Origin of the sequence: Pseudomonas sp. BF-R-24, from assembly GCF_019947335.1 — a bacterium.
Classification (GTDB): Bacteria; Pseudomonadota; Gammaproteobacteria; order Pseudomonadales; family Pseudomonadaceae; genus Aquipseudomonas; species Aquipseudomonas jessenii.
This window is the reverse complement of sequence record NZ_JAGYGG010000028.1, coordinates 57,873-72,278: the sequence shown is the minus strand read 5'-3', so window position 1 is coordinate 72,278 and position 14,406 is coordinate 57,873. Positions and strand designations below refer to the sequence as shown.

Below are 14,406 nucleotides of genomic sequence, written 5' to 3'. Positions count from 1 at the left end.
CGGCGCTTTAGGTAGAAAGGGCGGAACGAGAAGTCTCCCACGGTCCGTACTGGCTAGAGTCGGAATCGAGCTGTTAGTCCCGCCCACCCCTTCAAGTCTAAACATACAAGCGAGCTTGCTCGCGATGGCGATATGACTGTCACCACCACTGTGCGGGATGTGAACCCAGTTCAGTCGCGGGCAAGGTCCATTGCAGAGGCGTTCCTGTGATCTTCAGAGGCGCCTGCAACCGATGCGCCGGTCCCCAGGGTGTCTGCTCCACCATCAACCCCTGATCCTGCTCATCTTCCGCACGTAACGCTTCACTCGTCCCCGCCTCATGCTCGATCAACAACCTCGCCGTACGCGCCAACGACAATCGCGCCGAACCCCCGATACCGTCGCTCAACCGCTGCGCCAACAACCGGATCGCACTGGCCGCCATCAGATACCCGGTGGCGTGATCGAGAGCCTGCGCCGGCAATGGCGTCGGTTTGTCCGCCTGCTTCCAGCGCATGCCCGCTTCGGCAATGCCACTGCTCATCTGCACCAGGCTGTCGAAGCCCCGCCGATTTTGCCAGGGGCCGCTCCAGCCATAGGCGTTTAGACAAACATCGATCAGGCCCGGGTTCAGTTGCCGGCGCTCATTCATGCCCAGTCCAAGTCGTTCCAGCGCATCGGCACGATAACCATGAAGCAGAATGTCGGCGTCCTTGAGCAGGCATTCGAATACGGCGCGGTCGGACTTGTCGTTCAGATCAAGACGCGCGCAGCGTTTTCCCAAGGTGACTTCCGGCACCACTCCAGGTTCGTTCCAGGTCGGCGGATCGATGCGCAGGACATCGGCGCCCAGGCCTGCCAGAAAGCGACTGGCGATGGGGCCGGCCAGTACCCGGGTCAAGTCCAGCACCTTGATGCCAGCCAGTGGTCGAGCCACTGAACCTGACCACGGTTGGCGGCTCTGGCTTGGGTGGTTGGCGAATTGAATCAAGGGTTCGACGTTTACCGCCTGGCCTTGAGGATGGACCTGCCATTGTTCCCAGGTGCGCATTTCGGCGGCACAGCCACCGGCATCGACCACAGCCTGTTCCAGATCGCTTTTCGCCCACCGAGCCACTTTGTCGGCCATCGCTGCGCGGTCGGTACAGGCACCGAGCACGCTTTCGGCAGCGGCGCGGTGATGGGGCGCGTTGGTGTGCAGGCGAATCCAGCCATCGCGGGTGGCGTAGTCACCCGCGATCGGGTCCCACAACGGCGGAACGCTCCAGCCAAGCGGGCGAATCGAGGTTGCGAACCAGAATGACGCCAGGCGTCGGTCAACTTCAAGGTCGGGCAGGCGCCCGGTTTGTTGGTGCAGCAGTTCGCTGACAGCCTGGCCGGCGACGGCCATGCTGGCGCAGGCCAGATCAGTGACGGCAAACGCCGAGGGCAGGGCGCCACTGGACGTGAATGGAATCGGGGTGTGAGGCAAACCGAGTGCGGCTTGAATGGACGTGAGCAGATCAGTCATTGAAGAGCCCTCCGGAGCGAGAGGCCGATCTTAGTCCAAAACAGGTGACAAGCCAGATGAAACCTGTGGGAGCGGGCTTGCTCGCGAAGACGGAGTGTCAGTCGACATCATTGTTGTCAGACTCACCGCTTTCGCGAGCAAGCCCGCTCCCACATTTAACTGCATTGCTTCTTAAACGCGGAACTGATCCATCAACTTCATCTGGTGGGTAGTCAGGGAGTTGAGTTGGCTGCTGATCTGCGCCGATTCGGTGGCCTGGCCGGTCAGGGTTTCGGTGACGGTGCGGATCGCCGAGACGTTGCGGTTGACCTCTTCGGCGACGGCGCTTTGCTGTTCGGCGGCGCTGGCGATTTGCAGGTTCATATCGCTGATCACGGTGACTGCATCGCTGATCTTGCCCAAGGCCTGGACGGCCTGCTGGATCTGCCCGGCGTTGCTGTGGGCCTGGGTCTGGCTTGAGTGCATGGTGGCGACCACGCCGCGGGTGCCGCTCTGGATGCGTTCGATCACCAGGCGAATTTCTTCCACCGAGTCCTGGGTGCGTTTGGCCAGGTTGCGCACTTCATCGGCGACCACCGCAAAGCCACGACCGCTTTCACCGGCACGGGCGGCTTCGATGGCGGCGTTTAGCGCCAACAGGTTGGTTTGTTCGGCGATGCTGCGAATCACCTCCAGCACCGAACCGATCTGCTCGCTGTTGACCGCGAGGGCTTCGACTTCGGTCACGGCCTTGCTGACTTCTTCGGCCAGTTGATTGATGTCGCGGGTGCTGCGTTCGATGATTTGCATGCCGTCGCGGGCCGACTGGTCGGCACCTTTCGCCGCGTTGGCCGCGTTCGAGGCGCTGTTGGCGACATCGTGGGCGGTGGCGCTCATTTCGTTGGACGCGGTGGCGACCTGGTCGATTTCGCGGAACTGCACCTGCATGCCTTCACTGGTCTGGCGGGCGATTTCCGAAGACTGGTCGGCCGTGCCACGGGCATCGGTGATGCTTTGCTTGATCTGCGCGATGGTCGGTTGCAGCTTGTCGAGGAAGCGGTTGAACCAGCTCACCAGTTCGCCCAACTCGTCCTTCTTGCTGTAGTGCAGGCGCTGGGTCAGGTCGCCGTCGCCACTGGCAATCGCCTTGAGCATGTCGGCCACGCTGTTGATCGGGCGGGTCACGCCGGACGCGGTAAGCCACATCAGAAGCAGACCGATCACACCGGCAATCACTGCCACCGACAGTGCCTTGATCGTGCCGCTTTGCTGAGCATCGTCGAGTACCGCTTGCAGTTTCACTGAGTCGGCCAGCAGCACTTGCCTGGGCAGGTCGATCACCACGGCCCAGGCCTTGGCATCGGCAATCGGGCTGACCGGGTACACCGCGCGGATCAGGTCGCCTTGCTGGAGAATCTTCGGCGCGCCACTAGCGAGCAACTGCAGGATGTCCTTGCCATCGCCGCCCAGGGTGTCGCCGATGTTCTTGCCGACTTTGCCGGCGTCGACACTGTAGGCGGCCAGCACGCCAGTGCCGGAAACGATGAGCATGTGCCCGGCACTGTTGAACAGGTCGCGCTGGGAGTCGATCGCCGCCGCTTGCAGGGCGTCGAGGGCGATGTCGATGCCGACCACGCCGATGGACTTGCCATCTACCAGCAGCGGTACGGAAATGGTGGTCATCAACATTTCCTTGTTGCCGACCGTATCGGCATACGGGTCGAGCAGGCAGATGCGCTTGCTGTCCCGCGGGCAGGTGTACCAGACGTTGTACGGCGTGCCGCTGAGGTTCAGGGTGGTTTTGGTCATGTCTTCTTCGACCATGATCGTGTTCAGCGACTCACCCCCGGCTCGGCTCCAGTACGTGGCGAAACGGCCGATCTCGTTGGACTGGCGGGCGGCGTCATTGACGAATTCGCTGTCCTTGCCGTCCAGCCCATTGGGTTCGAACGCCAGCCAAATGCCCAGCACTTTGCTGTTGCGTTCGAAGGCGGTTTTCAGGCTCTGGTTCAACTCTTCTCGCAAGACGCCGGGCTCGAGGGAGCGTTTGGCGGCCAGGTTGCGCATGTCCTGGATCTGGTCCGCGAGGGCGGTCACCACCGTCAGGGTTTCACCGAACGTCTTCTGCACCCGCACCGCCTGCTCGGCGGCCTTGGCCTGGAGCAGGTCCTGCACACTGGCAGTGAGCATTCTGCTGCTGGAATCGCTGACCAGATCATCGTTCTGATTGGTCTGGTAGATGTTCATGCCCACTATCAAGGCGACTACGCCCAGCAGGCACAGACCGGACAGCAGGACGATTTTCAGGCGGATGGACAGTGAGTCGAACATAGGGCGAGCTCGCGAATGGATGAAGTGTTGGCTGTGGGCCGTTGCGGCTCACTCGCTAAATCCATTTAGCGCCGATCAATGCACATCGGCGTGGCGTTGAGGTTACATGAGGGGTAACCCGACGAGCGGTAGTGGTTGAACGTTTGCGCAGGAAAATGTGCCGAAAAGCGCTTTAAAACGAAGAAAAACCGCGGAGTTATTCAGCAGGGTTCCGGCAGTGATTCCGGACGTGACCAGATCCACAGATTGCCCAGCCCCATGCCGGCAATTGCCAGGTAAATCGGCCAGCCGTGATCGAGCATCACCAGCATGAGACCGGCACATAACAGCATGCTGACAGTGGCGCTGACTTTTGCCCGACGCGCGATGATCTTGCCGTTGCGCCAGTTATGGAGGATGGGGCCGAACAGCCGGTGGTTTTCCAGCCAGGCACTCAGGCGCGGCGAACTGCGGGTCGCGGCCCAGGCGGCCAGCAGAATGAACTCGGTGGTTGGCAGGCCGGGTATGACGATGGCGATCAGGCCGATGCCCAGGCTGACATAGGCCAGCAGGCCGAAGAGGAGGCGGGAGAGTCTGGAGGAGGCTGGCATGGGCTCAAGGCAACATGTGAGGCTGATCGAAATCTTACGGATTTGCTTCGTTCCTTGTGGGAGCGAGCTTGCTCGCGAAGGCGGTGTGTCAGTCAACGTTGATGTTGAGGCTGATGACGTCTTCGCGAGCAAGCCCGCTCCCACAAGGGGAACGCGTTGGGTCAGGCGGCTTCGGTAGCGTAAGCCCGCTCCAGCAACACCGTAAAACGGTTGAACGCGTCGATGGCGCCTTTTTCCACTTCGGCTTCTTCCTGGGCGCTGAATGCCAGGCCGTCCAGGGTTTTGACGAAGCTCTTCCAGCCTTCAGCGCGGCCGCCGGCCGGTTCGCCGAGGTGGCGGGCGCCGAAGGTTTCGCTCAGGCCAAGGCCCACGGCACGCTTGATGAGGAACGCCGCGCCGAGCTTCGAGCCTTCGGAGACGAAGATCCAGCCCAGGGCCTCGGCCTTGGTCGGGTTCTTCAGTGCACCGGCGGCAGGTGCCGGCACGTCGGTGTCCAGGTCAGCGAGGTCGGCCCTGGCTGCATCGGCACGACAGCGGGCCGGCAGGTCCGGGACGATGGCGGTCAGTTCGGCATCGTTGTACAGCGACACCAGTTCCGACTGGAACAGGTACTGCGCCACCACGAAACGGGCGAAATTGGCCGGGGTTTCAAACGGGGCATGAGCCTTGACCAGGGCATCGAGCTTGCTGTGCGGCTCGTGGGTGATCTGGTTCAAACGTTGCGAACGCAGGTTGGGGCGTTGTTCGGTGGCCTGGGTAGTCATGGCAATTCCTTGGAGAAAGAGAGGCGCTTGGTAACGAGACGAACAGGAAGGCGCCTGACAGTAAAAAATCCTCACCGGGCGGCTTGATGAAACCGCCAGGCGAGATGAGCGGATCAGATATCCCAGATCAGGTTGACCGCAAAGTTGCGACCCGGCTGGGTCAGACGGTCGAGGTTGGCCGGTTGGGTCACCGAGGCTTCGCCGACGCTGTCGTAGCCGCGCACGTCATCCCACAGCCAGTACTTCTTGTCGGTGAGGTTGTAGACGCCGCCGCTGACGGTCACGTCGTCGGTCACCTTGTAGAACGCGCTCAGGTCCAGAATGCCGAAACCGGGCGTCTTGAACTGGGTGCTGGTGCCGTCCGGGGTTTTGAAACTGGTGCTGTCGACGCGGTCTTTCTTTTTCACCAGCGTCCAGCTGAGCAAGCCGCCGTAGTTGGCCTGGTCGTAGCCGAGGCCGAATACGCCGGTCAGCGGGTTGACGCTGTTGAGCGGCTCGCCGTTGTCGTCGTTGCGACCGTAGGCATAGGCCACCGAGCCCTGGGTGTAGAGGCCTTGCGGCGCGCCGAAGGCGTCGAGGTTCAGGCGTCCCTTGACCTCGGCACCCTTGATGGTGGCGTGCTTGATGTTGTTGCTCTGGAACGTGGTCTCGGTGTAGCCCGGAGTGATGGCGTTCTCGTTAATGAAGTCGCGGTATTTGTTGTAGAACACCGCTACGTCAAACGAGCCCTGCTCGAAGTTGCCGCGCAAACCCGTCTCGTAGCTTTTGCTTTTTTCCGGTTCGAGGTCCGGGTTTGGCGCTACCCGATAGCCGCCGGCGATGTTTTCGAAACGACCGTACAACGCCTTGGCGGTCGGGGTGCGGAAGCCTTCGGCGTATTGGCCGTACCAGGTGTAATGGTCGTTGAAGCTGTAGGTGGTGCCGAACTTCGGCGACAGGCGATGCCAGGTTTTGGTCTCGTCGCTCACCGTACCGTTACCGCTCTGGTCGGCGGTGGCCAGGAACTCTTCGGTGATGTGCGGCTTGAGCTCGGTGTAGTCGTAGCGGGCACCTGGCGCAAAGGTCCAGTTGCCCCAGCTGATCAGATCCTGAGCGAACAGGCTGTAGCTGTTGACGGTCGGGTCCGGGAAGTCACTGGCGGGTGTCAGCGTGTCGGTGGCACTAGGGGCGCCAATGACCCGGCAGGATCCGGCCACGGTCAGGCAGGTGCCGGTGCCGGTACGCAGGCCGGTGATTTTGTCCTGCTTGATGGTGGTGCCATAGGTGACGAGGTGGTCGGTGTCGGCGATGGTAAACGACTTGTCAGCCTGGGCATCGAATACCCGTTGGCGGTCCTTGTAGGTGGTATCGCGGTTACGCAGCACAGTTCGTGACGGCGGCGCGTAGATTTCCTCGGTGCTCTGGTCGGTCTTGGCGATCTGGTAGTTCAGCGTCCACTTGATGTTGTCGGCCAGGGCGCTGTCCAGACCGAAGCTGTGTTCCAGGCCAAAGCGTTCGCGGGTGATCGTGTCGTTACCGGTACGGGACTTGTAGTAGCCGAAACCGCGTCCGGCGTTGAACGGGCCGCCCACTGCGCTCAATTGATTGGTATCGCGGTCGTCCTTGTAATGCTCGTAGGTCAGGCCCAGGCGCGCGTCGTCGGTGTAATTCCAGCCCAGTTTTGCCAGCACGCTGGTGGTGCGCGCGTCCTGGGGGTTGGCTTCAGTACGGTTCAGGCCAGTGCCGCCGGTTTCGCCATAGGACTCTGTTTCATGACCGTTGCGTTGACTGAGATGCAACAGGCCATCGAACTCGCCTGTACGGCCGGCGACGGTGCCGGACGTCAGCCAGCTGTCGTCGGCGGAGCTGTAGCCGGTTTTCAGGCGCGCGCCGACATCCTTGCCCGGTTTGATGATGTCGTCCGGGTCCAGCGTGTAGTAGCTGACGGCGCCGCCAATGGCATTGCTGCCGTACAAGACAGAGGCCGGGCCACGGAGGATTTCCACACGCTTGACGATTTCCGGGTCGACATAGTTGCGGTTGGTCTGGGCATAGGGGCCGTTGAAGAAGCCGTCGGGTACCTGCACGCCATCGACCTGGGTCAGCACGCGGTCGCCATCGATGCCGCGAATGTTGTAGCCAGTGATACCGGCCCGCTGGCCTGCGCCGCCTACCGAAACACCAGGTTCGTAGCGCACCAGCTCCTTGATGGTATTGACGTTGTTGCGGTCCAGATCTTCGCGGGTGTAGACAGAGACCGTGCTCGGCACGCTATTCACAGACTGTTCGTTACGGGTGGCGCTGATGGTCACCTGATCGAGATTCAGGGCGCTGCTACCGCTGCGCTTTTCCAGAACGATGCTGTTGTTGCCCAGTTTGCGATAGCCCAGGTTGGTCCCCACCAACAGGCGATCCAGGGCTTTCTCCGGCGACAGGGAACCGCGTACTCCCGGCGAGGCCACACCTTGCGCCAGCTCCGACGACACGCCGATCTGCCAGCCCGTTACGGTGGTAAAGGCATTGAGTGCCGACACCAGTGATTGCTGGGGAATGGCGAACGAGTAGTCGCCCATTTTGCGGCTCGACTGCTCGGTGGCGGTGGCGGCCATGAGCGGTGCGGTACCGGCCATCAGGATGGCGGCGGTCAGCAGCGACAGCACGCGGGAAGGTGTAGGGGCTTGGCGGGTAAGGCGAGGGGACATCGATAGCGCTCCGTGTCGCACGAATCTTTATAGGTGCTGATTGGCATGGTGAGATGCGAATCAATTGCATTGGCTATAACGAGACGTACGGGGTTTGGCTATCGAGTAAAAATAATTCTCATTCAGTTCAGGATGACCAGCGCCGGGAATTCCTGGAGCCGGGCCGAGGTGATGTGGGCCAGGGAGCGAACCACGTCCAGCGGCTGATCGAGACGGTAGTTGCCGGTCACGGTGACATCGGCCAACTGTTCGTTGTTGTTGATGATCCAGCCCGGGTAGTAGCGGCGAAGTTCTGCCAGCACCTGGTTCAACGGGCAGTTTTCGAACACCAGCCGTCCCTGGACCCACGCCAGGTCGGTGGCGGCGTCGAGTTTGGCCGGGCGGTCGAAGCCGTTGGGGCCGATGCGAATGCTTTCCCCGGCGGACAAGCGTACCCGCGCGTCATCCCGAGTGGCGCGCAAGTCGACGTCGCCGCGCTGTACCCGTACCTGCGCCACGCCGTCGAGGTAACGCACGGCAAATGCGGTATCGCGAACGCTGGCCGTGACCGGGCCGGCGTCGATTTCCAGTGGTTGGCCGCGATTGGCCTGCACTTCGAAAAACGCTTCGCCCTGATACAGGCGGGCAACACGTTGCTGGTCGTTGATGGTGCTTGAGAACGCCGAATTGGTATTGAGCAGAACCCTGGAACCGTCCTCCAGTTGCAGGCGCTGGCGCTCGCCGACCACAGTCAGGTGATCGGCCTGCAGGCGCATCGGCAAACTGCTGAAACTGAACAGCCCGAGCAGCAGCACGGCGGCGGTGGCCAGTGGTTTCCAGTGCGGACGCAGACGGGCGAGGACAGTGACTTTCGCCGGATGGGCGGCCAGACTTTGCGCGCATTGCGCCACTTGCGGGCCGTCCCAGATTGCCTGGGCCTTGGCGAACGCCTGGGCATTCAACGGATCGGCGTCGAGCCATGCATGGAATTGGCGGCTCTGCTCCTCGTCGGGACTGCCGAGCACAATCAGCCAGTCCAGGGCCTGGTCCATCGCGCTTGCGGGGTCCTGCGCCGATGAAGGCTCGGGGGAGCGGTGGTTGTCCGTCACGGTGTTTCCTCGGCAGTGTCTGTGCACGGCTGTTTTTTTAGTGAAGCGTAAAAGTGGGCCAAGGGTAGCAAAGCCCGATGATCAGCGCAGTCGGTCCAGGTAAGCGCAGGGCCTTGGCGCTCAGTTGGCGTTCAAGCGATCGGCAACCCCGATGCAGATCGACATGATCAGTTTGAGTTCTTTCTGCACGGTGCTGAGGGACACGTTCAACTCCTCGGCGATTTCCTGGTAACTGTGCCCGTGCAGGCGGCTGAGGATGAAAATCCGCTGTTGGCGGGCGCTGAGTTCACTGAGGCTCACGTTCAAACGCTCCAGCAATTGTTTGGCGTGGGCGGCGTCTTCGGCGCTGCTGGTGGCGGCGGCGATGCTGTGCATCACCTCCTGCGGCACGTCGTCGACCATCGTGCGCGAATGGATGCGCCGCGCGCGCAAATGGTCCAGCGCCAGGTTGCGCGCCGTCTGGAAGACAAAGGGCTCAAGATGATCGATGGCCCGTTCGCTCAATGCCCGGGTCACCCGCAGGTAAGTTTCCTGCAAGAGGTCTTCAGCGGTGCTGTGATTGTTGACCATCCGCTCCAGCGTGCGCAGCAGGGAGGTGCGCTGGGTGAGGAAAACGTGGTTGAAGCGCGACTGACTCACGGGAGAACCTGATCCATTTCGAGTAGATGATAATGCTTATCATCTACTCGAGTGGTCAAGCACTGATTTGTGACGCTTTACGCGCGACCTTGCAAATAGGTGGCGTAATCGGGAATCCGATGGATGTGCGCCTGATCCATCAGCGGGCTGCTGAGCAGGTAGTCGGCGCTGCATTCGTTGCACGCCACCGGGATGTTCCACACTGCCGCGACCCGCAGCAACGCCTTGATATCCGGGTCGTGGGGCTGTGGCTCGAACGGGTCCCAGAAGAACACCAGCATGTCGACCCGCTGCTCGGCGATTTGCGCACCGAGCTGCTGGTCGCCGCCCAGTGGCCCGCTGATCATGCTTTGCACCGGCAGATCGAGGCGTTGTTGCAACAACAACCCCGTGGTGCCGGTGGCGACCAGATCATGCTGGGCCAGTCTGTCTTTTTGCCGTTCGGCCCAGTCCAGCAAGAACACCTTGCAGTGGTCATGGGCAACCAGGGCGATACGCTTGCGCGCCGCCATGGTCTTTTGCGTAAAGCTGATACCGATCATCGATGGTAGCTCCAGACGCGCACCTTGTAGGAGCGAGCTTGCTCGCGATGGACTGTAGAACACCGCGGGGCATCAGGTTCCCCGCGTTATCGTTAACGACCATCGCGAGCAAGCTCGCTCCTACAAGAAGGAAGGGACGTGCTGCTTATTCTGCGTTGCACAGCGCCAGGCAGTTATCGAGCATGCGGTTGGAGAAACCCCATTCGTTGTCATACCACGCCAGTACCTTGAGCAATTTGCCGCTGGATTTGGTGTGGTTGGCGTCGAAGATCGACGACAGCGGGTTGTGGTTGAAGTCGCTGGAGACCAGCGGCAGGGTGTTGTAGCCAAGGATCTTCGAGTGCTGGCTGGCTTCTTTCATCAGTGCATTGACCTCATCGGCCGACGCTTCGCGCTTGAGCTGCACCGTCAGGTCCACCAGCGATACATTGATGACCGGTACGCGCACCGACATGCCGGTCAATTTGCCCGCCAGTTCCGGCAGCACCAGGCCCACCGCTTCAGCAGCACCGGTCTTGCTCGGGATCATGTTCTGGGTGGCCGAACGGGCGCGGTACGGATCGACGTGATAGACGTCGGTCAGGTGCTGGTCGTTGGTATAGGCGTGAATGGTGGTCATCAGACCGCTTTCGATGCCCAGTTCGCGGTGCAGCACCTGGGCCACCGGGGCCAGGCAGTTGGTGGTGCACGACGCGTTGGAAATGATCTGGTGCGATTGGCGCAGAATGTCGTGGTTCACCCCGTAAACGACGGTGGCGTCGGCGCCTTTGGCCGGTGCCGAGATAATGACTTTGCGCGCGCCCGCCGTAATATGCGCGGCGGCTTTGGTCCGGTCGGTGAACAGACCGGTGCATTCGAACACCACATCAATCTTTTCCGCGGCCCAAGGCAAGTCGGCCGGGTTGCGGATGGCACTGACCGAAATACGGTCGCCGTTGACCGTCAGGCTCTCCTGGTCGTGCTGGACATCGGCATCGAATGTGCCGTGAACGGTGTCGTACTTGAGCAGATGAGCGTTGATCGCGCTGTCGCCCAGGTCGTTGATGGCGACGATCTGCAGATCCTGACGGTAGCCCTGGGTATAGAGTGCGCGCAGGACATTACGGCCGATTCGGCCAAAACCATTGATTGCGATTCGAAGAGTCATAGTGCGGCGCTACCGTCGTTTTGTTGTTGGAATTACAAGATTATTCGCAAAAAAATAGAAAACAAGCCTTTTTGATGGCAATATTTTGTTCAATCTACAACGAGTGACCTGAATCAACTGGTCCAACCGATCAAGAAAACCGTCTGTCATCCCATCGACACCGGCCTTTGATCAGCATAGACAATCAGGTCGCCACATCCGTTAGCCTGGAGTTCTACACATGCATCCCCGCGTCCTTGAGGTCACTGAACGGCTTATCGCCCGCAGCCGCGCCACGCGTGAGGCCTACCTTGCATTGATCCGCGGTGCGGCCAGCGACGGTCCGATGCGCGGCAAGCTGCAATGCGCCAACTTCGCCCATGGCGTGGCCGGTTGCGGCAGCGACGACAAGCACAGCCTGCGGATGATGAACTCCGCAAACATCGCGATAGTTTCGTCATATAACGACATGCTCTCGGCACACCAGCCGTACGAAGTCTTCCCCGAACTGATCAAGAAAGCCCTGCGCGAAATCGGCTCCGTCGGTCAGTTCGCCGGTGGCACGCCGGCCATGTGCGATGGCGTGACCCAGGGTGAGCCGGGCATGGAACTGAGCTTGCCGAGCCGCGAAGTGATCGCGTTGTCCACCGCCGTGGCGCTGTCTCACAACATGTTCGACGGCGCGCTGCTGCTCGGCATCTGCGACAAGATCGTGCCGGGCCTGATGATGGGTGCGCTGCGCTTCGGCCATCTGCCGATGATCTTCGTGCCGGGCGGGCCGATGGTGTCGGGCATTTCCAACAAGCAGAAAGCCGATGTGCGCCAGAAATACGCCGAAGGCAAGGCCACCCGCGAAGAGCTGCTGGAATCGGAAATGAAGTCCTACCACAGCCCTGGCACCTGCACCTTCTACGGCACCGCCAACACCAACCAGTTGCTGATGGAAGTCATGGGCCTGCATCTGCCGGGCGCGTCCTTCGTCAACCCGAACACACCGTTGCGCGATGCCCTGACCCGCGAAGCCGCGCACCAGGTCACGCGCCTGACCAAGCAGAACGGCGACTTCATGCCGATCGGCGAAATCGTCGACGAGCGTTCGCTGGTCAACTCGATTGTCGCGTTGCATGCCACAGGCGGCTCGACCAACCACACCCTGCACATGCCGGCCATCGCCATGGCGGCGGGCATTCAATTGACCTGGCAGGACATGGCCGACCTCTCCGAAGTCGTGCCGACCCTGAGCCACGTCTACCCGAACGGCAAAGCCGACATCAACCACTTCCAGGCCGCGGGTGGCATGTCGTTCCTGATTCGTGAACTGCTGGAAGCCGGGCTGCTCCACGAAAACGTCAACACCGTGATGGGGCACGGCCTGAGCCGCTACACCCAGGAGCCGTTCCTCGACAATGGCCAACTGGTCTGGCGTGAAGGCGTGACCGACAGCCTCGACGAAAGCATCCTGCGTCCGGTCGCCCGCGCGTTCTCGGCCGAAGGTGGCCTGCGGGTGATGGAAGGCAACCTCGGTCGTGGCGTGATGAAAGTCTCCGCCGTAGCCGTGGAAAACCAGATCGTCGAAGCGCCAGCCATGGTGTTCCAGGATCAACAGGACCTGGCCGATGCGTTCAAGGCCGGTTTGCTGGAGAAGGATTTTGTCGCGGTGATGCGCTTCCAGGGCCCGCGCTCCAACGGCATGCCAGAGCTGCACAAGATGACGCCGTTCCTTGGTGTGTTGCAGGATCGCGGCTTCAAAGTCGCGCTGGTGACCGACGGGCGCATGTCCGGCGCGTCGGGGAAAATCCCAGCGGCCATTCATGTCAGCCCCGAAGCTTATGTCGGCGGCGCTTTGGCGCGGGTACAAGAGGGCGATATCATCCGCGTCGATGGCGTCAAAGGCACCCTGGAGCTTAAGGTGGACGCCGAAGAATTCGCAGCGCGCACGCCGGCCAAGGGCCTGTTGGGCAACAACATCGGCACCGGTCGCGAGCTGTTCGGTTTCATGCGCGTGGCCTTCAGCTCGGCGGAGCAGGGCGCCAGCGCCTTTACTTCTGCCCTGGAGACGCTTAATTGAAACTGGCTTTGGTCGGTGACATCGGTGGGACCAACGCACGTTTCGCGTTGTGGAAAAACCAGCAGCTGGAATCGGTCCAGGTGCTGGCAACGGCAGATTTTCCCAGCCCGGAAGAAGCTATCAGCCTGTACCTCAATGGTCTGGGGCTGGCGCCGGGTTCGATCGGTTCGGTGTGCCTGTCGGTGGCGGGCCCGGTGAGTGGTGACGAATTCAAGTTCACCAATAATCACTGGCGCCTGAGCCGCAAGGGCTTTTGCCAGACCTTGCAGGTGGATCAGCTGTTGTTGGTCAACGACTTCTCGGCCATGGCCCTGGGCATGACCCGTTTGCAGCCCGGCGAATTCCGCGTGGTCTGCGAAGGCACGCCGGAGCCGTTGCGCCCGGCGGTGGTGATTGGCCCGGGCACCGGCCTGGGCGTCGGCACCTTGCTCGATCTGGGCGCGGGCCGTTTTGCCGCGTTGCCGGGGGAGGGCGGTCACGTCGATCTGCCATTGAGCAGCCCGCGTGAAACACAGCTCTGGCAGCACATCTTCAACGAAATTGGCCATGTCAGTGCGGAAACAGCCTTGAGCGGTGGCGGCTTGCCCCGTGTCTATCGGGCGATCTGTGCGGTGGATGGGCACACGCCTGTGCTCGACACACCGGAAGCCATCACCGCTGCCGGGCTGGCGGGCGACCCGATTGCCGTGGAAGTGCTTGAGCAGTTCTGCTGCTGGCTCGGTCGCGTGGCCGGCAATAACGTGCTGACCACCGGTGGACGCGGTGGCGTGTACATCGTGGGCGGGGTGATTCCGCGCTTTGCCGATTTCTTCCTCGAAAGCGGTTTCGCCCGCTGCTTCGCCGACAAGGGTTGCATGAGCGATTACTTCAAGGGGATTCCAGTGTGGCTGGTGACGGCGCCGTATTCCGGGTTGGTTGGCGCCGGAGTAGCCTTGGAGCAATCTCTCCCAGCTTGAAATACGATCAAAATGTGGGAGCGGGCTTGCTCGCGAATGCGGTTTTATATTCAACACATTCGTTGACTGACACACCGCTTTCGCGAGCAAGCCCGCTCCCACAGTTGTTTCTGTGGTGTTTGCAGTTTCGGTGCTTAAGGCATAATCCGCCCA

At 61.3% G+C, this 14,406-nt stretch carries 10 protein-coding genes and 2 pseudogenes; 2 read left to right on the top strand and 10 right to left on the bottom strand.

The annotated features are described in order from the left end of the window. Window positions 1-139: 139 nt before the first annotated feature. The 10 genes and pseudogenes from KGA98_RS20820 to gap all read right to left on the bottom strand — a co-directional run bounded on the left by KGA98_RS20820 (window position 140) and on the right by gap (window position 11,250). Window positions 140-1,489: a CoA transferase gene (locus KGA98_RS20820; RefSeq protein ID WP_223503528.1), complete on the bottom strand. Its 1,350-nt coding sequence runs from the start codon at window positions 1,487-1,489 to the stop codon at window positions 140-142. Between the two features lie 171 nt (window positions 1,490-1,660). Beyond that, window positions 1,661-2,194: pseudogene (locus KGA98_RS28755) on the bottom strand (methyl-accepting chemotaxis protein); the annotation flags it as partial. Between the two features lie 372 nt (window positions 2,195-2,566). Beyond that, window positions 2,567-3,535 (bottom strand): annotated as a pseudogene (locus tag KGA98_RS28750) (chemotaxis protein); the annotation flags it as partial. 464 nt (window positions 3,536-3,999) lie between these two features. Next, the gene (locus tag KGA98_RS20810) at window positions 4,000-4,389 is read right to left on the bottom strand and encodes a YbaN family protein (protein ID WP_154947515.1); all 390 of its coding nucleotides are present in this window, start codon (window positions 4,387-4,389) and stop codon (window positions 4,000-4,002) included. A gap of 161 nt (window positions 4,390-4,550) precedes the next feature. Next, window positions 4,551-5,153: a biliverdin-producing heme oxygenase gene (locus tag KGA98_RS20805; RefSeq protein WP_223503526.1), complete on the bottom strand. Its 603-nt coding sequence runs from the start codon at window positions 5,151-5,153 to the stop codon at window positions 4,551-4,553. Window positions 5,154-5,266: 113 nt separating this feature from the next. Next, a complete protein-coding gene (locus KGA98_RS20800) occupies window positions 5,267-7,834 on the bottom strand; it encodes a TonB-dependent receptor (protein ID WP_223503523.1) in 2,568 nt (855 codons plus the stop codon). Window positions 7,835-7,956: 122 nt separating this feature from the next. Then, complete coding sequence (locus tag KGA98_RS20795; RefSeq protein WP_223503521.1) at window positions 7,957-8,922, bottom strand: FecR family protein; 966 nt, start codon at window positions 8,920-8,922, stop codon at window positions 7,957-7,959. 120 nt (window positions 8,923-9,042) lie between these two features. Next, window positions 9,043-9,561, bottom strand: a complete 519-nt coding sequence (locus tag KGA98_RS20790; RefSeq protein ID WP_223503519.1) for an RNA polymerase sigma factor — start codon at window positions 9,559-9,561, stop codon at window positions 9,043-9,045. Between the two features lie 77 nt (window positions 9,562-9,638). After that, the gene (locus KGA98_RS20785; protein ID WP_223503517.1) at window positions 9,639-10,103 is read right to left on the bottom strand and encodes a methylglyoxal synthase; all 465 of its coding nucleotides are present in this window, start codon (window positions 10,101-10,103) and stop codon (window positions 9,639-9,641) included. Window positions 10,104-10,248: 145 nt separating this feature from the next. Continuing rightward, window positions 10,249-11,250 (bottom strand): type I glyceraldehyde-3-phosphate dehydrogenase, encoded by a 1,002-nt coding sequence (gap, locus tag KGA98_RS20780; protein ID WP_223503515.1) that lies wholly within the window; start codon window positions 11,248-11,250, stop codon window positions 10,249-10,251. A 220-nt stretch (window positions 11,251-11,470) separates the two neighbouring features. Between gap and edd the strand changes: the two genes are divergently transcribed. Both edd and KGA98_RS20770 read left to right on the top strand, forming a co-directional pair. Further along, the gene (gene edd, locus KGA98_RS20775) at window positions 11,471-13,297 is read left to right on the top strand and encodes a phosphogluconate dehydratase (RefSeq protein ID WP_223503513.1); all 1,827 of its coding nucleotides are present in this window, start codon (window positions 11,471-11,473) and stop codon (window positions 13,295-13,297) included. Beyond that, window positions 13,294-14,253, top strand: coding sequence for a glucokinase (locus tag KGA98_RS20770; RefSeq protein ID WP_154860414.1), 960 nt, complete (start codon window positions 13,294-13,296; stop codon window positions 14,251-14,253). The genes edd and KGA98_RS20770 overlap by 4 nt, the downstream gene beginning before the upstream one ends. The last annotated feature ends 153 nt before the right edge of the window (window positions 14,254-14,406 follow it).